The 22,618-nt window shown below is 75.1% G+C and carries 15 protein-coding genes; 9 read left to right on the top strand and 6 right to left on the bottom strand.

The genetic code is table 11. From position 1 onward, the window contains the following. Positions 1-242: 242 nt before the first annotated feature. Positions 243-6,704 carry a type I polyketide synthase gene (locus ACN267_RS11815; RefSeq protein ID WP_421488643.1) on the top strand — a complete coding sequence of 2,154 codons (6,462 nt, stop codon included), beginning with the start codon at positions 243-245 and terminating at the stop codon, positions 6,702-6,704. Positions 6,705-6,857: 153 nt separating this feature from the next. On the opposite strand, the gene ACN267_RS11810 is transcribed toward ACN267_RS11815, so the two are convergent. Then, a complete protein-coding gene (locus tag ACN267_RS11810) occupies positions 6,858-7,136 on the bottom strand; it encodes an acyl carrier protein (RefSeq protein WP_145920544.1) in 279 nt (92 codons plus the stop codon). Positions 7,137-7,464: 328 nt separating this feature from the next. On the opposite strand from ACN267_RS11810, the gene ACN267_RS11805 reads away from it, so the two are divergent. Genes ACN267_RS11805 through ACN267_RS11790 form a run of 4 tightly spaced genes read left to right on the top strand, consistent with a single transcriptional unit; the run spans position 7,465 to position 11,564 of the window. Further along, a complete protein-coding gene (locus tag ACN267_RS11805; protein WP_421488642.1) occupies positions 7,465-8,499 on the top strand; it encodes a ketoacyl-ACP synthase III family protein in 1,035 nt (344 codons plus the stop codon). Next, on the top strand, positions 8,496-9,416 hold the full coding sequence (locus ACN267_RS11800; RefSeq protein ID WP_204960970.1) for an SDR family oxidoreductase: 921 nt from the start codon (positions 8,496-8,498) through the stop codon (positions 9,414-9,416). Before ACN267_RS11805 ends, ACN267_RS11800 begins: the two co-directional genes overlap by 4 nt. Next, positions 9,379-10,638 (top strand): glycosyltransferase, encoded by a 1,260-nt coding sequence (locus tag ACN267_RS11795; protein WP_421488641.1) that lies wholly within the window; start codon positions 9,379-9,381, stop codon positions 10,636-10,638. Before ACN267_RS11800 ends, ACN267_RS11795 begins: the two co-directional genes overlap by 38 nt. Next, positions 10,635-11,564, top strand: coding sequence for an acyl-CoA thioesterase (locus ACN267_RS11790; protein WP_204960972.1), 930 nt, complete (start codon positions 10,635-10,637; stop codon positions 11,562-11,564). Before ACN267_RS11795 ends, ACN267_RS11790 begins: the two co-directional genes overlap by 4 nt. A gap of 32 nt (positions 11,565-11,596) precedes the next feature. Here the strand turns inward: ACN267_RS11790 and ACN267_RS11785 are convergent, their stop codons facing one another. Then, positions 11,597-12,616 (bottom strand): methyltransferase, encoded by a 1,020-nt coding sequence (locus ACN267_RS11785; protein ID WP_421488640.1) that lies wholly within the window; start codon positions 12,614-12,616, stop codon positions 11,597-11,599. 211 nt (positions 12,617-12,827) lie between these two features. Here ACN267_RS11785 and ACN267_RS11780 point away from each other — a divergent pair, with 211 nt between their 5' ends. The 3 genes from ACN267_RS11780 (at position 12,828) to ACN267_RS11770 (ending at position 15,963) form a co-directional block, all read left to right on the top strand. Next, a complete protein-coding gene (locus ACN267_RS11780; protein ID WP_421488639.1) occupies positions 12,828-13,412 on the top strand; it encodes a 4'-phosphopantetheinyl transferase family protein in 585 nt (194 codons plus the stop codon). Next, on the top strand, positions 13,412-14,734 hold the full coding sequence (locus tag ACN267_RS11775) for an FAD-dependent oxidoreductase (protein WP_204960975.1): 1,323 nt from the start codon (positions 13,412-13,414) through the stop codon (positions 14,732-14,734). Before ACN267_RS11780 ends, ACN267_RS11775 begins: the two co-directional genes overlap by 1 nt. 386 nt (positions 14,735-15,120) lie before the next feature. Beyond that, positions 15,121-15,963, top strand: coding sequence for an AfsR/SARP family transcriptional regulator (locus ACN267_RS11770; RefSeq protein ID WP_204960976.1), 843 nt, complete (start codon positions 15,121-15,123; stop codon positions 15,961-15,963). 44 nt (positions 15,964-16,007) lie between these two features. Here ACN267_RS11770 and ACN267_RS11765 read toward each other — a convergent pair whose 3' ends face one another. Next, positions 16,008-18,029, bottom strand: a complete 2,022-nt coding sequence (locus tag ACN267_RS11765) for a BTAD domain-containing putative transcriptional regulator (RefSeq protein ID WP_421488638.1) — start codon at positions 18,027-18,029, stop codon at positions 16,008-16,010. A 13-nt stretch (positions 18,030-18,042) separates the two neighbouring features. Further along, positions 18,043-18,912 carry a hypothetical protein gene (locus tag ACN267_RS11760; RefSeq protein WP_421488637.1) on the bottom strand — a complete coding sequence of 290 codons (870 nt, stop codon included), beginning with the start codon at positions 18,910-18,912 and terminating at the stop codon, positions 18,043-18,045. 145 nt (positions 18,913-19,057) lie between these two features. Here ACN267_RS11760 and ACN267_RS11755 point away from each other — a divergent pair, with 145 nt between their 5' ends. After that, a complete protein-coding gene (locus tag ACN267_RS11755; RefSeq protein WP_281898400.1) occupies positions 19,058-19,840 on the top strand; it encodes an SDR family NAD(P)-dependent oxidoreductase in 783 nt (260 codons plus the stop codon). A 71-nt stretch (positions 19,841-19,911) separates the two neighbouring features. Here ACN267_RS11755 and ACN267_RS11750 read toward each other — a convergent pair whose 3' ends face one another. Both ACN267_RS11750 and ACN267_RS11745 read right to left on the bottom strand, forming a co-directional pair. Next, entirely contained in the window at positions 19,912-20,601 is a 690-nt protein-coding gene (locus tag ACN267_RS11750) for a response regulator (RefSeq protein ID WP_421488636.1), read from the bottom strand. Next, the gene (locus ACN267_RS11745) at positions 20,598-22,538 is read right to left on the bottom strand and encodes a sensor histidine kinase (RefSeq protein WP_421488635.1); all 1,941 of its coding nucleotides are present in this window, start codon (positions 22,536-22,538) and stop codon (positions 20,598-20,600) included. The genes ACN267_RS11750 and ACN267_RS11745 overlap by 4 nt, the downstream gene beginning before the upstream one ends. Between the last annotated feature and the right edge of the window lie 80 nt (positions 22,539-22,618).

Here is a 22,618-nt window from a genome sequence, read left to right as displayed (position 1 = left end):
CAAACTATCGATCCACGGCCGTCGTTGTCGACAGTCGGCATCCGTCCCCGGCCCGTCGTCGAGCCGTTCTCAAGGACGAGGCCACCGCCGGCCACGGCCGGGCGGGGCCCCGAGCCGGCGGCCCCGACCGGAAGACGAGCGGGTCTGCCCACCGGCTTCCGTGGTTTCTCAAGTCGTTCCCGAGCGGTGGCCGGAAGACTCGGGTCGCAGTCAGCACACGGACGCCGAGAGAGGCGGGGCGGATGACCGGACGGGACGAGTCGGCGCGCACGCGGGCCGGGACACCGGGCGGGACACCGGTCGCCGTGGTGGGCATCGGCTGCCGGTTCCCCGGCGCCGACGGGTTGGCGCAGTTCTGGCGTCTGCTCAGCGACGGCGCAGACGCGATCACCGACGTGCCGGCCAGCCGGTACGACATCGACGCCTACCACGACCCGCGACCGGGCACCCCGAACCGGATCGTCAGCCGCCGGGGCGGCTTCCTCGACCAGATCGACCAGTTCGACGCCGGCTACTTCGGGGTGGCGCCCCGGGAGGCGGAACGGATGGACCCCCAGCAGCGGCTGCTGCTGGAGACCGCGGCCGAGGCGCTGGCCGACGCGGGTCTGACCCGCGACCGGCTGTCCACCACCCGCACCGGCGTCTACGTCGGCGGCATGTCGTCGGCGTACGGGAACCTGCTGAACGACGCGTCGGTGCTGGACCTGCACGCGGCGACCGGCGGCGCGCGCAGCTTCCTGGCCGGCCGGGTGTCCTTCGCCTTCGACCTGCGCGGCCCCAGCATGGCGGTGGACTGCGCCTGCTCCTCCAGCCTGGCGGCGCTGCACCTGGCCTACCAGAGCGTGCGCAACGGGGAGACCCAACTGGCCCTGGCCGGCGGGGTGAACCTGGTCCTCGCCCCCGAGGAGACCATCCCGTTCTCGGCGGCCCGGATGCTCGCCGCCGACGGCCGGTGCAAGTTCGGCAGCGCCCACGGCGACGGGTTCGTCCGCAGCGAGGGGGTGGCGGTGCTGGTGCTCAAACCACTGGACCGCGCCGAGGCCGACGGCGACGCCGTCCACGCGGTGATCTGGGGGTCGGCGGTCGGCAACGACGGCCAGTCCGGCGGCTACCTGCTCACGCCCTCACAGGCCGGCCAGGAGGAGACGCTGCGCGCGGCGTACGCCGACGCGGGCGTGTCCGCCGCGCTGGTGGACTACGTCGAGGCGCACGGCACCGGGACCCCGGCCGGTGACCCGGTGGAGCTGGGTGCCCTCGGCGCGGTGGCCGGCGCGGGCCGGGACGGGCACTGCCTGGTCGGCTCGGTCAAGACGAACATCGGCCACACCGAGGCGGCCGCCGGGCTGGCCGGGGTCGTCAAGGCGGTGCTCGCGCTCCAGCACCGGGAGATCCCGCCGAGCCTGCACGCCGCCGAGCTGACCGGCGCGGTCGACTGGGCGGGGCTGCGGCTACGACTGGTACGGGAGCGCACCCCCTGGCCGCAGACCGGCCGGCCGGGCCTGGTCGGGGTCAGCTCGTTCGGCATCTCCGGAACCAACGCCCACGTGGTGCTCGGCGAGTACACCGCACCGGCACCCACGCCCGCCGACGGGGATGCGCCCGACGGGGACGCGGCGCAGCTCCTGGTGCTCTCCGCACCCGACCGGGAGGCGCTCACCGCCCTCGCCACCGACTACGCGCGGTTCCTCGGGCCGGGCGGCGGCGGACGGGACCTGCCGTTGCGCGACGTGTGCTTCAGCGCGGCCACCCGCCGCGACCACCACGAGAACCGGCTGACCGCCGTCGGCGCGTCACCCGACGACCTGGTCGAGCGGCTGCTGGCGTACGCCGCCGGTGAGTCCCGCCCCCGGCTCGGCGTCACCGCGTCCGCACCGGTGGACGGCGACCGGCCCACGGTCGTCTTCGTCTTCCCCGGACAGGGCTCGCAGTGGGACGGCATGGGCCGGGAACTGCTGGCCCGCTCGTCGGTCTTCCGCGACACGCTCACCCGCTGCGACGAGGTGATCCGCGCCGAGGTCGGCTGGTCGCTGCTGGCCCGGCTGACCGGGGAGACCGATGCCCCGGCGTCCATCGACACCGTCCAGCCGACCCTGTGGGCGATGCAGACCGCGCTGTGCGCGGTGCTGCGCGACTGGGGCATCGAACCCGACCACGTGGTCGGGCACAGCATGGGCGAGGTGGCGGCGGCGGGCGCGGCGGGCGCGCTCAGCCTCGCCGACGCCGGCGCGGTCATCTGCCGGCGCAGCCGGCTGCTGCGCACCGTCGCCGGGCAGGGCGTCATGTACTCGGTGGAGCTGTCCGCCGCCGAGGCCCAGGCCGCCCTGGCCGGCCACGAGCACCTCGTCTCCGTGGCGGTCAGCAACAGCCCCACCTCGACCGTCCTCTCCGGCGACCCGCAGGCGCTGGCGACCATCGTCGCGGGCCTCGACGAGCGTGGCGTGTTCTGCCGGCAGGTCAGGGTCGACGTCGCCTCGCACAGCCCGCAGATGGACCAGCTCCGCGACGAACTGCTGGCCGACCTCGGTGACATCACCCCCCACGCGGGTCACGTCCCGCTGTACTCCACAGTGGACGACGCCCCCTGCGACGGCTCCGGGTGGGACGCCGCCTACTGGATCCGTAACCTGCGCGAACCGGTGCGGTTCGGGGCCGCGGTGGCACACCTCGCCGGCTCGGGCGACACGGTGTTCGTCGAGATCAGCCCGCACCCCATCCTGCTGCCGGCCATCCAGGAAACCCTGGCGGCGGCCGGGACCGACGGTGTCGCCGTCGGCTGCCTGCGTCGCGACGAGCCGGAGCGGGTCAGCCTGCTCGACACCGTCGCCGCCCTGCACCGCGCCGGCTGCCCGGTCGACTGGCACCGGGTGGTCGGCGGGCCCCCGCCCCGCTACGTGCGGCTCCCGTCCTACCCGTGGCAGCGCCAGCGGTACTGGCTCGCCCCGACCCCGGCCGGACAACCGGCCCCGCACCGCGTGGACCGGGTCGTCGACCCGGCCCGCGAGCCGTACCTGCTCGACCACCGGGTGCAGGGCACCGTGGTCCTGCCGGGCACCGCGTACGTCGAGCTGCTGAACACCGCCGCCGCCGGGGTCTGCGGCGGACAGACACCCGTGCTGCGCGACATCCGCTACCTCGACGCGCTGTTCCTGCGTCCGGACCAGCCGCCGCCCGCGCTGTCCACCACGTTCACCCCGCGCGGACCCGACACCTGGGACGTGGCGGTGACCGGGGCGGACACGACGCACGTCACCGCGACGGTGACCCGCACCGCGCCGCCCGGACGGCGTCGGCTGCCGCTGGAGGCGACCCGCGCCGCCTGCCCCGACCACCTGACCGGGGTCGACTTCTACCGCCGGTTCGCCGCCCGGGGCAACGAGTGGCGGGGCGCGTTCCAGGGCATCGCGGAACTCTGGACGGGCGACGGGCAGGCCCTGGGCCGCATCGAGGTGCCCGCCGGGGTCGACCCGACCGGGTACACCTGCCACCCGGCGCTGCTGGACGCCTGCGGGCAGGTCCTCGCGTCGCTGATCCCGGCCGGGGACCTGTCGTCGGCGTTCGTCCTGGGCGGCATCGACGCGGTGACGGTCCACCCCGACCCGGGCGTCCCCGGCTGGGCGCACGCCGTCGCGGTCACCGCCTGGCGGTCCGACTCGGTCTGCGGCGACCTCGTGGTGGCCGACGCCGACGGCCGGGTGATCGTCGAGATCGAGGGACTGCGCCTGCAGTACCTGCAGCCCCCGGACTCGGTGCGCGACCCCGACGGGTGGTTCCACGAGCTGCGCTGGCAGCCGCTGCCGGCGCTGCCCGACCCGCACCGGCCGGCCGACCGCCGGCTGGTCTTCGCCGACCGGTCCGGCGTCGGTACCGCCCTGCCCGCCGACGTCCGGGTGTTCGCGGGCGACGGGTACCAACGGCTGGCGGCCGACCGGTACGAGATCGACCCGACGGCACCGGCGCAGTACCGGCGGTTGCTCGCCGACGTCCGGGCCGGGTTCGACGGCCTCGCGCCGACCGAGGTGGTGCACCTCTGGACGCTGGACGCGCAGCCCGACGGCTCCGAGTCGGCGCAGCAGGCGGCCGGGGAGGCCGAACGCCTCGGCTGCGGCAGCGTCCTGCGGCTGCTGCGGGCGCTCGCCGACGCCGGTCTGCCCGAGCCGCCCCGGCTGTCGCTGGGCACCCGGGGCGCGCACCGGGTGCGCGACGCCGACCGGACCGTGTCGATGTGGCAGGGCGCGCTCTGGGGCCTGGGCCGGGTCGTCGCCCACGAGCACCGGGAACTGCGCTGCGTGCTGGTCGACCTGGACCCGGCGGGTCCACCCGCCGAACTCGCCGCCGCGCTGGACCGGGAACTGGCAGGTGTCGGACCGGAGGACCAGGTGGCGCTGCGTGACGGCCAGCGGTACGCCGCCCGCCTGCTGCCCACGCCCACCGCCCGGCCGGACGACGCCGACGTCACCCACCAGATCCAGGTCACCTCGCCCGGCCTGCTCGACGGGGTGCGCCTGGTGCCGGTGCCGCGCCGGCCGCCGGGGCCGGGCGAGGTGGAGGTCCGCGCCGACCACCTCGCCCTGAACTACCGCGACGTGCTGATCGCCATGGACCTGTATCCGCGCCTGTCCGACCAGCCCGCGAGCGTCATCGGCGAGTGCGCCGGCACGGTCACCCGGGTCGGACCGGGCGTGGCCGGACTGCGGCCCGGCGACGAGGTGGTGGCCATCTCGCTGCGTTCACCCGCCGCCGGCCACCTCTGCGTCGACGCGCACCTGGTGCGCCGGCGGCCGGCCAGGCTCACCGCGCAGGAGGCCGCCACCGTGCCGGTGGCCATGGTCACCGCGTACCACTCGCTGGTGCACCTGGCGCAGGTGCGGCCCGGCGAACGGGTGCTGATCCACCACGCCACCGGCGGGGTGGGCCTGGCCGCGGTGCAGGTGGCCCGCTGGCGCGGCGCCGAGGTGTACGCCACCGCGGGCAGCCCGGACAAACGCGCGCTGCTGCGGATGATGGGCGTCGCGCACGTGTCCGACTCGCGCAGCACCGGGTTCGCCGACGAGATCCGGGACGCCACCCGGGGCGAGGGCGTCGACGTGGTGCTCAACACGCAGGCGGGGGAGGGCCTGCTGCGCAGCGTGGAGTTGCTGGCCGACCGGGGGCGCTACGTCGAGCTGAGCCGGCGTGACCTGGTCGAGGGCACCCGGCTCGACCTGCGGCTGCTGGCGCGCGGGGCGTCGTTCTTCGTGGTCGACGTGGTGGACCTCGGGCTCAACGAACCGCGTCGGCTCGGCGCGATCCTTCAGGAGACCCTGGCCCTGGTGCAGGCCGGTCTGCTCGAACCGCTGCCGCACCGCGTCTTTCCCGCGACCGACGTGGTCGGCGCGTTCCGGTACATGGCCCAGGCCCGGCACGTCGGCAAGGTGCTGGTGTCCGTCGGGGAGCTGACCGCGCCGCAGCCGGCCGCACCACCCGTCCCGCACCGGCCGGTCCGCATCGATCCGACAGCCGGCTACCTGGTGACCGGCGGGCTCGGCGACCTCGGCCTGGTGGTCACCGACTGGCTGGTCCGCGAGGGGGCCCGGCACATCGTGCTCACCGGGCGTACCCCGCTTTCCGGCACCGGCGGCGCGGACCGGCTGGCGGAGCTGCGCCGGCACGGGGTGCGGGTGGCGTACGAGGCGGTCGACGTGGCCGACGAGGAGGCGATGCGGACGGTGGTGGAGCGGCACGGCGAGGACGGGGTGGCGATCCGGGGCGTGGTGCACGCCGCCGGGGTGATCGAGTACCGCGCCCTGTCCGAGCTGGACGACCGGACCATGTCGGCGGTCCTGCGCCCGAAGGTCACCGGCGCGGCCGTGCTGCACCGGCTCTTCGCCGAGCAGCCGCTGGACTTCTTCGTGCTGTTCTCCTCGGGCTCGGCGGTGCTCAGCTCCCCGATGCTCGGCGCGTACGCGGCTGCGAACGCGGCCCTGGACTCGCTGGCCGACCAGCGCCGCCTCGCCGGGCTGACCGCGCTCAGCGTGAACTGGGGCTTCTGGTCGGTAGGCATGCCGGCGCGGGTCGGGCGGGAGCACGGCCGGGCGATCAACCCGGCCGGCATGGACACGTTCAGTCCCCGGGAGGGCATCGAGGCGCTGCGCCTGCTGCTGGCCCGCGACGCCACCCACGGCGTGGTGCTGCCGGCGGACTGGCGGCGGTGGGCGGACGCGCACCCGGACGCGGCGACCTCTCCACTGCTGCGCGACCTGCTCGCCGACCCCACGGCCGTCGCGGCACCCGTACCCGCCGCCGTCGCCGTACCCGCCGCCGTGTCGGCCGTCGTCCCCGGGTCGCCGCCGACCGCCCCGGCCCCGGCGCGACCGGTGGACGTCACCGACGCCACGCCTGCGCATCCCGGGCAGCCGCGTGCCGGCGAGGTGGGGACCGCGCAGGTGGGGCCCGGGGTGGCCGGCACGCTGACCGACCGGGACGCCGTGGAACGCTACCTGGCCCAGGTCCTCGCGGAGGTGCTGGGCATGCCGTCGGCTCAGGTGCACACCCGGCGTCCGCTCAAGCGGCAGGGCCTGGACTCGCTGATGGCCGTGGAGGTCCGGACCCGGGTCCAGCGCGACCTGGGGATGCTGCTGCCGATCGCGAAGATGCTCGGCGGCCACAGCGTCGCCGACCTGGCAGGTGAGGTGTTCAGCCAGTTGGGTGGGGCCGGCCGGCGCTGACCGGGCCGGGCCGGTGGGCGGTACGGCGGGGCCCCCGCTCTCGGCGCACCCGGGTCGGGGCACGGGTGGTGGCGGTGACCGCGGGCGTGCCGGTCACCGCCACCGGGTCGTACGTGGGGTGTCGCCCCGTGCGCCGGTCGCCCCGGTGCGCCGTCAGCCGCGTGCCGCGTCGGCCTGCGGGATCAGCTCCGCACGCCGGGCCACCTCGGCGGCGAACTCGCCGAGCGTCATGATGGCGAGCGTCTCGATGTCGTCGTCGTCGAACGTCACGCCGAACTGGTCCTCGACCCGCAGCGCGAGCTCGGACACGGCGAGCGAGTCGAGGTCCACACCGGACGGTCCCAGCATGGAGTCGGGGCCGGTGTCGTCGGTGTAGAAGTTCATCTCGCGGAGCGCCTGCATGGTGAACGCCAGGACCTCGTCGGCTGACATGGTTGAGCTACCTTCCTCTCGGATGGCGCGGGGCGGCGGGGTCGGCGTCGGTCGACGTCGTCATCGGCTGTCACCGACGACCCGCGGCGTCATCACGTCGGTCGACGACATATTTCCGAAATGAGTGGGCCGAAGCTACCAACGGACACTCGCGCCGGTCAATGCGCCGGACATGGCCTCCACGGGTGCTGAAGTCGTAGCGGCAGCGGAATTCGAGCAGTCCTCAGCCCGGCGTCGAGGTCGGGTACACCGCCTGCCCGCGCGGGGCCACTACAGTCCTTGCCAAAGGCGGACGTGACGCCGTGGCCGGCCGACCCGGGAGACGCGGTTGAAGATCACCAACGTTCACCTGTCCGGGCTGGGTGTCTTCCAGCCGCCCGTGACCGACGCCGGGCAGGCCGCCCGGCGCGGCGACTACAGCCCGGCCGCCTACCTGGAGAACCGGCTGACGGGTGCCTGCATCGCCGGGGACGTCTCGCCGCCGGAGATGGCCGTGCACGCGGCCCGACAGGCGTTGACCCGCGCCGCCGCCGACCCGAGCGGGATCGGCCTGGTGCTGCACGCCTCCATCTACCACCAGGGTCCGGAGATGTGGCTGCCCGCCCCGTACATCCAGCGGGAGGTCGTCGGCACGGCGGCCCCCGCGTTCGAGGTCCGGTTGGGCTGCAACGGCGTGTTCGCGGCGCTGGAGATCGCCGCCGGGCACCTGGCCGGTGCGGCGGCGGACCGGACGGTCCTGGTGACCACGGCCGAGAACCTCGGCTCACCGCTGATCGACAGGTGGAACTCGGCCCCCGGGTTCATCCTGGGCGACGCCGGCAGCGCGCTGCTGCTGGACCGCGACCACGGCTTCGCCCGGCTGTGCGCCGTGGGCAGCGTGGCGGTGCCCGAGGTGGAGCCGCTGTACCGGGGCGGCGAACCGCTGTACCCCCCGGCGGCGGGCCAGGGCCGCACGATCGACATGCGCGAACGGGCCGAGTACTTCCGCACCAACGTGATGTCGCTGAGCGACGCCAACGAACTGCGCAACCGGGCCCGGCTCGACCTGATCGACCGCACGCTCGACGAGGCGGACCGCAAGCTGGCCGACATGACCCGGGTGATCTGCGGGAACGCGGCGGCGTACATGGTGCAGTACGACCTGGTGGAACCGCTGGGCATCACGATGGAGCGCACCACCTGGCAGTTCGGCCGCGGCGTCGGGCACACCGGCGCGAGCGACCAGCTACTCTCCCTCAACCACCTGCTGGTCACCGGGCAGCTCACCGCCGGCGACCACCTGCTGCTGTACGGCGGCGCGCCGGCCACCATGTCCTGCGCGGTCCTGGAGATCCTGGACGTCCCGGAGTGGGCCGGGGCATGACCGTGTCCCCGCGTACCTGGCTCGTCACCGGCAGCTCGACCGGGCTCGGCCGGGCGCTGGTGACCGAACTGCTCGCCCGGGGCGAGACGGTGGCGGCCACCGCCCGCGACCCGGGCACCCTGGCCGACCTGCGGCCCCCCGCGTCGGGGACCCTGTGGACGGCCCGGCTGGACGTCACCGACCCGGAGCAGGTCCGGCAGGTGGTCGACGCCGCCGCCCAGGCGCTCGGCCGCCTCGACGTGGTGGTCAGCAACGCCGGCTACGCGCTGGTCGGCGCCGCCGAGGAGGCCAGCGGCGAGCAGGTCGACAGGCAGATCCGGACGAACCTGACCGGGCCCATCCACCTGGCCCGGGCGGCGCTGCCGTACCTGCGGGCGCAGGGGGGCGGGCGGATCATCCAGATCTCCAGCATGGCCGGGCAACGGGGCTCGCCCGGCACGGCCGTCTACTGCGCCACCAAGTGGGGCGTGGAGGGCTTCTTCGAGTCGCTGGCCGCCGAGGTGAAGGGCTTCGGGATAGGCGTGACGATCGTCGAGCCCGGCACCGTGCACACCGGGTTCTTCGGGCGCAGCAAGGAGCTGACCACCGCCTCACCCGCCTACGCCGGCACCCCGGCGGCGATCCTGCGTCGCCGGGCGCAGGACGGTCGCCTCCCGTGCCGGGGCGACCTGGCGAAGATGGCCGCCGCCGTGGTCGACGTCGCCACCGGGCCGACCGCCCCGCTGCGGCTCGCGCTGGGCAGCGACGCGTACGCCACGATCCGGCGCGGACTGACCGCGCGCCTGGCCGAGCTGGAGGACCAGCGGCAGGTCGCGTTCTCCACCGACCTGGACGCCGGCGACGGGTCGACGCCGCACCGAGGACCGGAGGGGAACGACGATGCGCATCACCGTCCTGGCGCTCGGCAGTCGCGGTGACGTCTATCCGCTGACCGCGCTCGCCGCCGAGCTGGCCCGCCACGGCCACGAGGTACGCCTCGCGGCCTCACTGAACCTGGTGGACCTGCCCCGACAGTTGGGGCTCGACGTGGTGCCGGTCGGCTGGAACCAGCAGTCGATGATGCAGACCGAGCGGGGCCGGGAGTGGGTCACCAAGAGCACCCTCGACTCCTTCCTGCAGATCACGATCGAGGCGTACCGGGACTACGGCCGTCGGTTCGGCGACGAGGCGATCGAGATCACCGCCGGCAGTGAGGCCATCGTCTGCGCCGTGGTCAGCGAGCAGTGGGCCGCGACGCTGGCCGAGGCGTACGACGTCCCGCTCGTCGCGTACGACCTCACCCCGTCCCGGCCCAACGACGTGGTGCCGCATCCGCTGGTGGCCGTCGACCCGCTGCCGACCGCCGCGGCGAACCGGGCGACGTACCTGCACTACACCCGACGGGCCTGGCGGTACCGGCGCGACCTGATGTTCCAGTTCCGTCGCCAGCTCGGGCTCCCGGAGATGCCGCCGCCGCCGAAGCAGCTCCGGCGGCCGTTGGAGCTGCAGGGTTACAGCCCCACCCTGGTGCCGGGCCTGACCTGGGACGCCTACCGTCCGATCGTCGGTGACCTCCGGCTGACCCTGGCCGACCTGGACCGCGCCGGCATGTCCACACTCGACCCGGAGCTGGCCGCATGGTTGGCGGCTGGTGAACCTCCGGTCCTGGTGACGTTCGGCAGCACGCACGTGTCGGACCCGGCCGCGATGATGGCGTCGATCAGGCGGGTCTGCCGGTCGTTGGGCCTGCGGGGCCTGGTGGCCATGGGTTGGGGCCTCGCCGGGGTCGAGCCGTCCACGTCGCCGGAGCTGCGGGTGGTGCCCTACGTGGACTACGACCTGGTGCTGCCGCACTGCGCGATGGTGGTGCACCACGGCAGCGCCAGCATCACCGCCGCCGGGGTACGCGCCGGCATCCCCACGATGGTCTGCTCCTCGTACGCCGACCAGCCGTTCTGGGGCCGCCAGCTGGAACGGCTCGGCGTCGGTGTGCACGTGCGGTTCACCGACCTGTCCGAGGACGCGTTGCTCGCGGGCATGTCCCGCCTGACCACCGCTGCGCTGCGACGGCGGGCGGCGCAGCTCGGCGAGCGGATGCGCGCGGAACCGCACGGCACGCTCGTCGCCGCCGACGAGGTCGACAGGTACCTCGCCGGATGAGCGGCGCAGCGACCGCCGCCGACCGTGCCCGGGCGGTCGTCGCGGAGGTGGTCGGACTGCTCGACCTGGCACCCGTCGACCCCGCGACGGTCACCACGGACCGCCTGGTCCCCGTCGCGGGGGTGTTCTCCGGTCGCGGTACGACGCGGGGCAGCACCCGCCGGTACGGAGGGCTGATCGCCGCGCAGGCGCTGACCGCCGCCGCGCACACCGTGCGCCCCGGTCGACCGGTGCACTCGCTGCACGCGTCCTTCACCCGGCCGGGCGACAGCCGCAGGCCCGTCACCTACCTGGTCGAGACCCTGCGTGACGGCCCGTCCATCTCCACCCGACGGGTGGTCGCCCTCCAGCGGGACACCCCGATCTTCTTCCTGACCGCCTCGTTCCACGAGCCCGGCGTCGGGCCGGCGCACCTGCGGCCGGCACCCGAGGTTCCGCCGCCGGACGAGGTGCCGACCCTGGCCGAACTGCTCGCCGACGCGCCGGCCCGGTTGGCCGCCGTGCAGGACATGCTGTTCGCGTTCGAGACCAGGTACCTCGGCCCGCCGCCCGGGGCGCGGACCGTCGGGGAACGGGCGGGCGAGGCGCACCGCCGGGCCTGGGTGCGGGTCGCCGGGAGGCTGCCCGACGACGGGTCGCTGCACGCCGGCGCGCTGGTGCTCATCTCGGATCTGCCCCTGCTGCTCAGCGCGATGGTGGCCGGGCACGCGACCGAGTGGGGTCCGGGTGACCTCGGCGTCAGCATCGACCACACGGTGTGGTTCCACCGACCCTGTCGGGCCGACGAGTGGCTGCTCTACGACTGCGACAGCCCGTGGGCGGGGGCCGGTCGTGGCCTGGCGACCGGCCGCCTCTACGCACGCGACGGCGACCTGGTGGCCACGGTGGCCCAGGAGGGGCTGCTGTTGACCCGGCCCGCCCGCTGAGCCGGGGAGCGACGCCGGGCCCACCGCCGCGCTCAGCCGGGGACCGCCTCGATCATGCCGTCGGTGACGCCCGTGACGGCGAAGCCGGCGTCGGCGAGGAGTTGGCCGTACTCCGCCGCGGTGCGGTCCCGGCCCTCCATCAGGACCAGCATCAGCAGATCGACGATCCGGTTGCGGGGCGCCCCCCAGGTGCCCGCGCCGGCCCCGGCCCGCTGCGGCTGCGCGGGCAACAACTCCTCCAGCACCAGCAGCCGCGCCCCGGCCGGCATCGCCGTGCGCACCCGGGACAGCACCCGGGTGACGTTCCCGTCGTCCCAGTTGTGCAGGACCCGCCGCAGCACGTACCGGTCCCCGTCGGTGGGCACCTGCTCGAAGAAGCTGCCGACGACGATGTCGACTCGGTCGAGCACCCCGGCGGTGGCGAGCCGGACGCGTGCCCGGGCGGCGGCCTCGGGCAGCTCGACGAGGACCCCGCGCAGCCCGGGACGGGCCCGCAGGAGGTCGGCGAGCAGGCCGCCGTCGCCGCCGCCGAGGTCCACCACCGTCCGGGCGTCGTCGAACAGCCGGGCGGGGGGCGGTGGCGGTTCCGGGGCGGTGGACATCGCCCCGTTGAACGTCGCGGCCAGCTCGGGGTGTCCGCCCAGGTACTGGTAGAAGGATTCGCCGAAGCGGTCGGTGAAGGCCGGGCGGCCGGTGCGTACGGTGTCGAGCAGGCCGGCGAACGAGGCGAAGACCTCTTGGCCGTAGAGGACTGCCGTGTCGCGTACCGAACCCGGGGCGTCGGTGCGCAGGTATTCCCCCATACCGGACAGGACGAAGTCGTCGGGGCCGGTCTGGCGCAGGACACCGGCGTCGGCGAGCGCGGCGAGCAGCCGGCGTAACGCCACCGGGTCCACCCCGGCGGCGGTCGCCAGGTCGGCACCGCCGGTGGTGCCCGCGGCGATCCGGTCGGCCAGTCCGAGCAGCGCGAACACCGAACACGCCTGCGCCGTCCAGGTGGCACAGAGCACGTTCAGCAGCCGCTTGCGGAAGTAGTCGTCGTCACGCGCCACGGATGGCCCTCCACTGAGACTCTAGTGAATGTCCAGAGAAGTGCGGGCCGGGCCCGCAGGCGCCTCGGTATGGTCAATTCGGCCCGGTCATCCTCGCATTAACCAGGGTGCGCTGACAATTGTCGTGAATGGGAACCCGTGGGGGATCGAATGGGTGCGGTCGGGTGGTCCGCCGGGCACCCGGGGCGTACGTCCGTCGGGGCGTACCGTGGTGCCTGCTGACCTGGTGGTGCGGCTGTGCCGCACGGTGGGCGACGGGCGGGCGACGGCCCGCGCGCTGCTCGTGGAGACGGCCGCGGCGATGGCCGGCACCCCGCCGGGAGCGGTCGCGGTGGAACACACGGCGGCGGGCGCGCCGGTGCTGGGCGGCGTCGCCACCGGCTGGCACACCAGCGTCAGCCACACCCGTGGCCTGGTCGCGGTGGCGGTGTCCCGACACGGGCCGGTCGGCATCGACGTGGAGGCGCTGCGCCCGGTGCCCGCGTTGCCGCTGAGCCGGCGGTGGTTCGCCCCCGAGGACACCGACTGGCTGCGCGGGCGGCCGGTGGAGCGGCTCGGCGTCGACTTCCTGGCGCTGTGGACCGGCAAGGAGGCGGTGGCCAAGCTGTACGGCACCGGGCTGCGTGGCGGCCGGCTGCTGCGCTGGCGCACCGCGCCACCGGCACCGCCGGCGTGGCGGGCCGCCGTCGATGCCCCCGGCGTCCTGGTGACCCACCGGGAACTGCCCGGTCACGTGTTGGCGGTCGCCCGCGCGTCGGTGCGGCCCGGCCCCCCACCGCCGGCCCTGGGTCGCTGATGCGGACCGCGCTCGTCCTCGGCGGCAGCATCGCCGGACTGGTGGCCGCCCGGGTCCTGGCCGACCACGCCGACCAGGTGTGGATCGTCGAGCCCGACCAGTTGGCGGACGCCCCGGTGATCCGCCGTGGCGCGCCGCACGGCAGTCAGGCGCACACCCTGCTCGGCCGGGGCCGGACGGTCATCGAGCGGCTGCTGCCAGGCGTCGTGCGGCAGATGGTGCGCGAGGGCGGCCAACTGGTCACCAGCGGTCCCGGCGGGGCGCAGTGGTTCCTCGACGGCCGGCCCAAGGTCCCGGTACGCGGTGGCAGCGTGGTCAGCGTGTCCCGGCCGTTCCTGGAGTGGCACCTGCGTCGGCGGGTCCTCGCGCTGCCCAACGTGGCCCTGGTCGCAGGGACCGCCGTCGGGCTCACCGCCACCGCCGGCCGGGTCGACGGCGCGCTGGTCCGCGCCCGGGGCCACACCGACGCCGAGCGGCACGGGGCGGACCTCGTGGTGGACGCCACCGGACGGTCCAGCCGGCTGGCCGACTGGCTCGGCCGGCTCGACTACCCCGCACCCGACAAGCACCGGATGGCCCTCGACCTCGGCTACGCCACCTGCCTGTTCCACCGGGAGCCCGGCCAGCGGCTGGCCGGGCAGGTGGCGGTGTACTCGGTCCACACGCCGAGCCGGGCGCGCACCGGACCCAGCTCGATGACCCCCGTCGAGGGCAACCGTTGGCTGACGCTGGTCAGCGGCTACGGCGACCGGCGGCCGGGCCGCGACCTGGACGGGTTCCTCCAGCGCTGCCGGTCGAACCCGGCCACCCCGCTGCGGTTGCTGCCCGACGCGTGCGAGCCGGCCAGCGAGGTGTACGTGCACCGCTTCCCGGACAGCGTGCGCCGCGACTTCGACCGGCTGGACCGGTTCCCGGCCGGCCTGGTGGCGATTGGCGACGCGGTCGCCTCGTTCAACCCGACCTACGGCCAGGGCATCTCGGTGGCGGCCGTGCAGGCGCTCGCGCTCGCCGAGTGGCTTGCCGAACCCGGTGCGGTGGACCGACCGGCGTACGGGTACTTCCGGCGGGTCCGGGCGGTGGTGGACGACGCCTGGGAGTTCTCCGCCGCGCAGGACTGCTACCTGCCGCACGTGACGGTCGCCCGACCGTTCGGCTGGCGGCTGCGCCGTGGCCTGGCCGAGGCGGTGCAGCACGCGACCGTGACCGACGAGGTGGTGCACCGGGCGTTCCTGGAGGTCGTCAACCTGACCGCCGGCCCCGGGCGGCTGCGCCGACCGGACCTCCTGTGGCGGGTCGGGGCGGCCGCGCTGCGCCGGCGGTGAAACCTGCCCGCCCGAAGCGCGGCAGTCGGGACCCTTCGGGGCGACAAATCCCATTTTTAATGAAGGCCATCAATGATGTCGATGTGGCCGGATGATCACCGAAGGGGCTCCGGCCGGGGTCCGACCCGGGCCCTGTTTTTTCGCTTCACCGAGGGTTCTGACCTCGGTGTTCCCGCCATCGCTCGAAAATCGCTCGAACAATCGACGACGGTCGTCCAGAAACCGGCTAGCCTCTCAGTCGAACCACGTACCACTGCGACGCAAAAAGACGTGAATGCCGCATGTAACTGTCGCCTGTCTATGGAGACAGGTGCGGTTCCCGTTGTCGTTCGGTCCCCGCAGCGGCACGTCGAGACGCAGGCAGCTCGTTCTCTGGGGGAGAGGCCATGGACATCCGGATCCTGGGACCGCTCGTGCTGGCCCACGCCGGCCACGCCGCCACACCGACCGCCCCGAAGCCCCGCAGCGTACTGGGCCTGCTGCTGCTCAACGCGGACCAGACCGTGCCGGTCTCCGCGCTGATCCAGGATCTGTGGGGCGCGTCCCCACCGGTCAGCGCGCTGACCACCCTCCAGACGTACGTGCTCCAGATCCGCAAGTGCTTCGCCGGCCTGCTCGACGTCCCGGTCGCCGAGGTGGCCAAGCGGGTGCTGGTCACCGTTCCGGGCGGGTACGTGCTCCGGGTCGGCCCCGACGAGTTCGACCTGCGCCTGTTCGAACAGCTCGCCTCGGCCGGCCGGCGCGCCCTGGCGGCCGGCGAGAACGTCGACGCGGCGGCGCTGCTGGTGCGCGCCTGCGCGCTGTGGCGTGGCCCGGCGCTCGCCGACGTGCGCGCCGGCACCGTGGCCGAACCCCGCCTCAAGGCGCTGGAACAGACCCGGCTCACCACCGTCGAACAGTGCATCGAGGCCCGCATGCGACTCGGCCACCACCAGGACGTGCTGGCCGAACTCACCCTGCTCATCGCCGAGCACGGGCTCAACGAGAACCTGTGCGCGCAGCTGATGGTCGCGTTGCACCGCAGCGGCCAGCGACGCGAGGCGCTGGCGGTCTTCCACCGGCTGCGCACCTCCATGGTGGAGGAACTGGGGCTGGAGCCGTCGAAGCGGCTGCACCTGCTCCAACAGGCGGTCCTCGCCGACGATCCGGCGCTGGAGGTGGCACCCCGGGACGACGGACTGACCCAGCTGCTCGACCACCTCGCCCTCCAGCGGCCCCGGACCCCGTAGCCGCCCCCGCACCCCGGGGCGGACCGCCCGGGTGGACGACCTGATCACCGGAGCCGGCGACCCGCCCGCACCGCGTCGGTGGCGGTGGACGGGGTGCGGGCCGCCAGCGCGTGCCGTCCCGGCGTCGGCACGTCGTCGCTCCGCCGCTCGCGGAGCACGGCGAGAACGCGGGCGTGCAGCCGGGTCCGGCGCAGCAGCGGGAGACCGTGGTAGATCACGTCACGCATCAGGGCGTGGGCGAACCGCACCCGCCCCGGCGCGGGTTCGACGAGCAGGCCAGCCGTCACCCCGGCCTCCAGCCCGGCCAGGACCGGCTCCTCCGGGCCACCGTCGACCGCGAGCAGGAGGTCGACGTCGACCTCCACACCGCAGACCGCGGCGTGCCGCAGCACCGTCCGCGCGCCCGCCGGCAGCCGCGCCAGCCGGCGGGCCAGCAGGTGCCCGAGGCCGGCCGGCACACCGTCGAACGCCGCCGCCGGCCCCTCCGCCGCGACCAGCCCGGCCAGCTCGATGGCGAACAGCGGATTGCCCGCCGAGCGGTCCCGGACCGTACGCAGCACCGCAGGGTCGTGCACGCCGTGCCGGCGCAGCACCGCGGTGACGGCCTCCGCGTCGAGGCCGCCGAGGATGATGTCGACAGCCGGCACCCCGGCCAGCGCCGCCCGCGCCGCCAGCACGTCGTCGGGCACCTCGTCCGGCCGGTACGTCACCACGACCAGCACCGGAGCGTCGCCGAGCGCGGCGGCGAGATGCCGCAGCACCCGCAGGGTCGCCCCGTCGGCGTGGTGGACGTCCTCGACCACCAGCAGCAGCGGGCCGTGCCCGGCCACCCGGGACAGGTGGGCGGCCAGGGCCCGACGGAGGTGGAACTCGTCGTACCCGTCCCGGGTGTCCTCCGGCCCGTCGGGGTCCGGCAGCGGGTGCAGGCCCCGGTGCGCCGTCTCCCCGGGCGACTGGAACCGCCTGGTGGCGGCGACCACCTCGCGCCACGCCCACGCCGGGGGAGCACCCGCCACCGGCGGGCAGGTGCCGACCGCCGTCGCCCAGCCGGCGTCGGTGAGGACCCCGGCGAGCTGTCGTACCAGCGTCGACTTGCCCGCCCCGGCCTCCGCGCCGAGCCAGCAGACGCCGAGCCCTGACCGGGCGGCCCGGTCGGCCGCCGCCCGCAGCCGGGCCAGCTCCGCGGTACGCCCCCACACCGGGTGCGGGTCCGGTGCGGTCGCCGCCGGTGGCGGGCCGGGCACGGCGGCCACCGGCAGCGGTCCCGGAGCGCAGCGCATCGGCGGCCCGGGGACGGCCGGCTCCAGCCGGGGGCTCTGCCGTAGCAGGTCCGTCTCCAGCGTCCGCAGGGCCCGGCCGGGGTCGATGCCCAACTGCTCGGCCAGCGTCGTCCGGACGGTACGCAGCACGTCCAACGCGTCGGCCTGCCGGCCGAGGCGGTACAGGGCGACCGCGAGCAGCATCGCGGCCTGTTCCCGCAGCGGGTGCTCGCGGACGTGCGGGTCGAGGTCGCGTACCACCTCGTGCGGCCGGTCGAGTTCGAGCAGCAGCCCGGCGCGCTGCTCGACGGCGGTCGACCGGAGCCGGGCCAGCCGCTCACCCTCCCGGTCCGCCCACGGCTCCCCACCGAATTCGGCGTACGGGCCGCCCTCCCCCCAACAGGAGAGCGCCGCGTCGAGGACGGCCAGCGCCGCGCCGGGACCGGATGCGGCGTCCGGCGTCGCGGACCGCAGCGCCGCCTCGAACCGCCAGGCGTCCACCTGCGCGGTCGGCAGCCGCAGGGCGTACCCGGGGGCGACGGTGACCAGGACCCGGGCGGGGGTCCGCGCGCGACGGTCCGGTTCCAGGACGCGGCGCAGGTTCGACACGTACACCTGGAGGGCGGCCTGGGCCCGGGGCGGCGGGTCTCCCGCCCAGAGATCGTCGACGAGCCGGTCCACCGACACGACGTGGCCGCCGCCGGCGACGAGCCGGGCCAGCACCGCGCGTTGCCGGGGTGCGCCGAGGTCGACAGGCGTGCCGTCCCGGGCGGCCCGCACCGGGCCGAGCACGCCGATCGTCGTCACGTCCGGACCCCGCTCAGCGGGTGGAGATGCCTCCGCTGAGCGCGGCGGAGGTCAGCCCCGCCTCGTTCGAGACCACCACAACGTGCACGAAGGCCTGCGGCATGTGGGTGAAGTGCCAGGTACGCCGCCCGGTGTCCGGGGTGCCGTAGATGACCGCCCGCGCGACGCCGACCTCCGTGGTGGGGATCGGCGCACCCCAGGTGGGCTGCGGGATCGGCAACGAGGGCCCGCCCGGCGGGGTGGTCGGCAGCCCCGGGTCGGTCGGGGTGTCGTCCGGCGTGGTCTGCAGCCAGCTCAGGTCGATCCGGTAGTTGTCCTCCCGCACCGAGTTGTCGGTGAAGGTGACGTCGAGCGTCCGCCTGCCCTCCTGGTAGCCGGCCGACAGCGTCAGCCCGCTCGGCGTCGCCGGGCTGATCCGGTACTGCGGGCAGGCCAGCGGGACGACCTCCGGCACCGGCTGGCTGCCGTCGGGCACGTTGTTCGCGGTGACGCAGAACGTGTGCACCCCGGCCAGCGCCGAACTCGGCACGGTGAACGAGAAGCCGACGAAACCGCCCTGCTCGACGTGCCACAGGTTCGCCGGACGGGTCACCGCCGGCGGCACGTCGGTCTGCGCCGTCACCTGCACCGGGCCGCCGTTGGGGTCGCTGGCCCAGCCACTGACCCGGACCGCCCCACCGACGTACTCCCACGACTCCAGCCAGCCCATCGGGTACTTGTCGCTGCCCACCGGCGGGGGAGTCGGCTCGACCGGGCTGTCGTCGCAGGCCGACGGCGGGTCGGGCACGTCGCAGTTGGGGCGGGCGAGCGCGCTGCCGGCGGCGGTCACGGTCAGCCCGGCGCTGAGGGCGAGCGTCAGGCCGATGGCGAGGATTCTCTTCATACCCCCAGCACAGCAACCACCACTTGGCGTCCACCTGGCGTGCCGGGTGGTGGCCCCGTTCAGCCGTCACCAAGTGACGCCGGGTCCCATCGGTCAGGGCAGCGACCTGCCCGGGGTGCGGTCGCGCCAGGACGGAGGAAACGGTATGGGCACCATGGTGGTCACCGGATCGGTGGACGGCATCGGCCGGTGTGCCGCGGCGCGACTCGTCGCCGCCGGGCACCGCGTCGTGCTGCACGCCCGCGACGAGCAACGGGCGGCGGTGGCCAAGGCGGCCGTCCCGGACGCGGCCGGGGTGGTGGTCGGCGACCTGGCCTCGCTGGCGCAGACCACGGCGCTCGCCCGGTCGCTGGCCGCGTTCGGCCGGTTCGACGCGATCGTGCACAACGCCGGGATCGCCCGTCTCGACGCCGTCGAACGGGAGTTGACCGAGGACGGGCTGGAGTCGACGTTCCAGGTCAACGTGCTCGCGCCGTACCTGCTGACGGCGTTGCTGCCGCCGCCCGGCCGGCTGGTGTTCGTGTCGTCGGCGATGGCCGCCGACGGGCTCGCCGACCTGGGCGACCTGCGGTACGACACCCGCCGCTTCGACGGCGTCGAGGCGTACGCCACCTCGAAGCTGCTGGACCTGGCGCTCGCCGTCGCCGTCGCCCGCCGCTGGCCCGCCACCCTGAGCAACGCCCTCGATCCCGGCTGGGTGCGCACCCGGATGGGCGGTGCGACCGCCCCGACCAGCCCCGACGACGCCGCTCGTGCCCAGGTGCGCCTCGCCGTGGGCACCGACCCCGACGTGCTGGTCAGCGGCCGGTACGTCAGCGCCCGCGACTGGCGGCCGTCGCCGTCGCGGCTCGCCCCGCTCGGGGAGGACCTGCTGGCCTACTGCGCGCAGCTCACCGGCGTCACCCTGCCCGACGCCCGACCGAGCTGACCGGCCGGCGACGGCTCCGCGCCGGTCGGCGGGGGACCGCCCGACCCCGGTCCCACCGTGGTCGTCCCCGGTCACGCCGACCGGCCCGGGACCGGGGCGGTGGGGGCCTCGGCCGGGCTGGGCGCGCCCAGCCCGTGGTCGCGGGCCAGGGCGATCGCCTCGGCGCGGCTGCCCAGGTGCAGCTTGACCAGGATGACCGAAACGTTGTTGCGGACGGTCTTGGCGCTCAACCCGAGCCGGTGCGCGATCAGCGGATTCGACAACCCCCGGGCGAGCAGTTCGAGGACCTCCCGTTCCCGGTCGGTGAGCTGCGGGAACGGGGCGTCGGTGCGGCCGCCCAGCAGCGCGCCGGCCCGGTCGGCGAGCGGACCCCCGAGGATCAGGTCGCCGCCGGCCACCCCCCGGATACCCCGCTCCACGTCGGCGGCCGAGGCGCCCTTGAGCAGGTAGCCCCGGGCTCCGGCGCGCAGCGCGGCGACCAGGGACGCGTCGTCGTTGAGCATGCTCACCACCAGCACCCGCACCGACGGATGGTCGCGGCGCAGCAGCCGGGTCACCTCGATCCCCGACCCCTGGCCGAGGTGCAGGTCCATCAGCACCACGTCCGGGCGCACCCGGTCGACGAGCGCCAGGGCGGTCGACGCGTCGGCGGCCTCGCCCACGCACTCGATGCCGCCCAGGGTGTCGAGCAACGCGCCCATGCCCAGCCGGAAGACCGGATGGTCGTCCACCACGGCGACGCGGATCGGGGTGTCGGTCACGACTGCTCCAGGGGGACGGTCAGGCAGACGGTGGTGCCCCGGGAGCCGGCCGGCCCCACGGTGAGGGTCGCGCCCACCGCCTCGGCCCGCTCCCGCATCGCGTGCAGGCCGACGCCGTGGCCGGTGGGGCCGGCCGGCAGGCCCCGACCCTGGTCGGTGACGGTGACCCGCAGCCGGTCGGGCCGCTGGTCCAGCGAGACGGTGCACCGGTCCACCCCGGCGTGCCGGTGCACGTTGCGGATCGCCTCGGCGGTGACCCCGTAGGCGGCGGTGGCGACCGGCTCCGGCAGCGGCGTCAGGGTGGCCGGCCCGTGCAGCACGATCCGCAGGCCGGTCCGGGCGTACTGGTCCCGCAGCAGGTGCAGGGCGGGGCTCAGGCCGCCGTCGGCGAGCACCGGTGGCAGCAGGCCGTGCGCCATGTCCCGGACCTCCGCCGCCCGTGCCGTCAGCTCGTCGGTCAACCGGTCCAGCAGGTCCTCGGCCCGTTCCGGGTCGCGGCGCAGCAGGTTGCGGGTGGCGGCCAACCCCAACCCGATGCCGCTGAGCGCGGGGCCGAGGCCGTCGTGCAGATCGCGGCGCAGGGAGCGGCGCTCCTCGTCGCGTACCTCGGCCAGCCGTTGCCGCGAACGGGCCAGGTCCCGGTTGGTGCCGGCCAGGTCCACGACCGCGGCGACCACCGGGGCCAGGACGGTGAGCTGCTCGCGGGCCCGGCCGTCGAGCAGCTCACCGGGCAGCGGCCAGGCGTGCAACTGGCCGACGAGCCGGTCGCCGCTGGTCAACGGCACGGTCAACGGGCAGCCGTACGGGTGCGGTGGCGGCTGCGGCGCACCCTCGGTGATGCGTACCTCGGCGAGCCGGAGCGCGGCGGCGATCGTCGCACTGATCTCGGTGGTGCTGCCGACGCTGTGCGCCACCCGGTGCAGCAGCGGCCCCGGGGCCTCGCCGTGCACCAGCCGGTCCACCCGCCGCTGCACCGCCTCGCGCATCGGTTGGAACGCCGCCGCGAGCACCCCGGTCACGACGAGTTGCGGCAGCGGCAGCCGTTGCGGCAGCAGCCGGTCGAGCAGCGCCACCGTCGCGCAGTAGGCGGCGATCACCACCGCGGTCATCAGGTACCACACCAGCGTCCGGCGTACGGCCAGCCGCAGCCCCCACAGCTGCTGGCGCAGCACCACCACCGCCACCGCGGCAGGAAAGAACGCCTGCGAGGCGAGCATCAGCAGCGCCGGCAGGGCCGCCGGGACGACCGGAGGCAGCAGGGTGGCGAGGAAGGCGAGGGTGAGCAGCCCGCTGCCGGCCGTCGCCCAACCGAGGCCGTGGCGCTGCGCGGTGGGGCCACGTCGCCACCGCCACCCCAACCCGGCGCAGGCCAGCAGACCGAGCCCGACCAGCGGGTACGGCAGGACGGGCAGCAGCGCGGCCCGGACGCCCCGCAGCCCGTCCGGCAGCGGCAGCACCCCCAGCGGCGTCGGCGCGGTGACGGCGGCAGCCATCGTCACCACCACGTAGCCGACCCCGGCGGTGACCGCGCCCCGGCCGAACCGGTCCAACGGCCGGTCCGGCAGCAGCCAGGGCATCACCACGACCAGCGCGTACAGGCCGGGCACCCAGGCCCATCGGTGCAGCGCGGTCAGCACCGGCGGCCCACCCACGGCGAGCTGCCACTGCCCGGCGCAGGCGGCGACCGCGCTGCCCAGCCCTGCCGCGCAGGTGATGACGGCGGGCGTCCGGCTGCCGGTCCGCTGCCGGCTGAGGATCAGCCACGCCAGGGTGCCGTAGACGATGCCGTCCAGCAGGTCGACGAGCGAGTACAGCTGGGTGGCCGACCACGGCGGTGTCGCCACCGACCAGGCGACGACCGCGCCGAGGCTGAGCAGGACGGTGCCGGTGAGCACCGCCCACCCGGTCGATCGCGCGGTCACGGATACGTTCGGCATGGCCGGTCCACTGTCTCAGCATGACCACCACCACCGCCACGGACGGCGTCACCGGCCGCCGTCGGCGACGGGGGCCGCAC

The sequence above is a fragment of the Micromonospora sp. WMMD734 genome, from assembly GCF_049178975.1.
In the GTDB taxonomy this organism is placed as follows: domain Bacteria; phylum Actinomycetota; class Actinomycetes; order Mycobacteriales; family Micromonosporaceae; genus Micromonospora; species Micromonospora wenchangensis.
The sequence above is the reverse complement of the archived record's forward strand: the minus strand, read 5'-3'. Positions and strand labels throughout refer to the sequence as shown.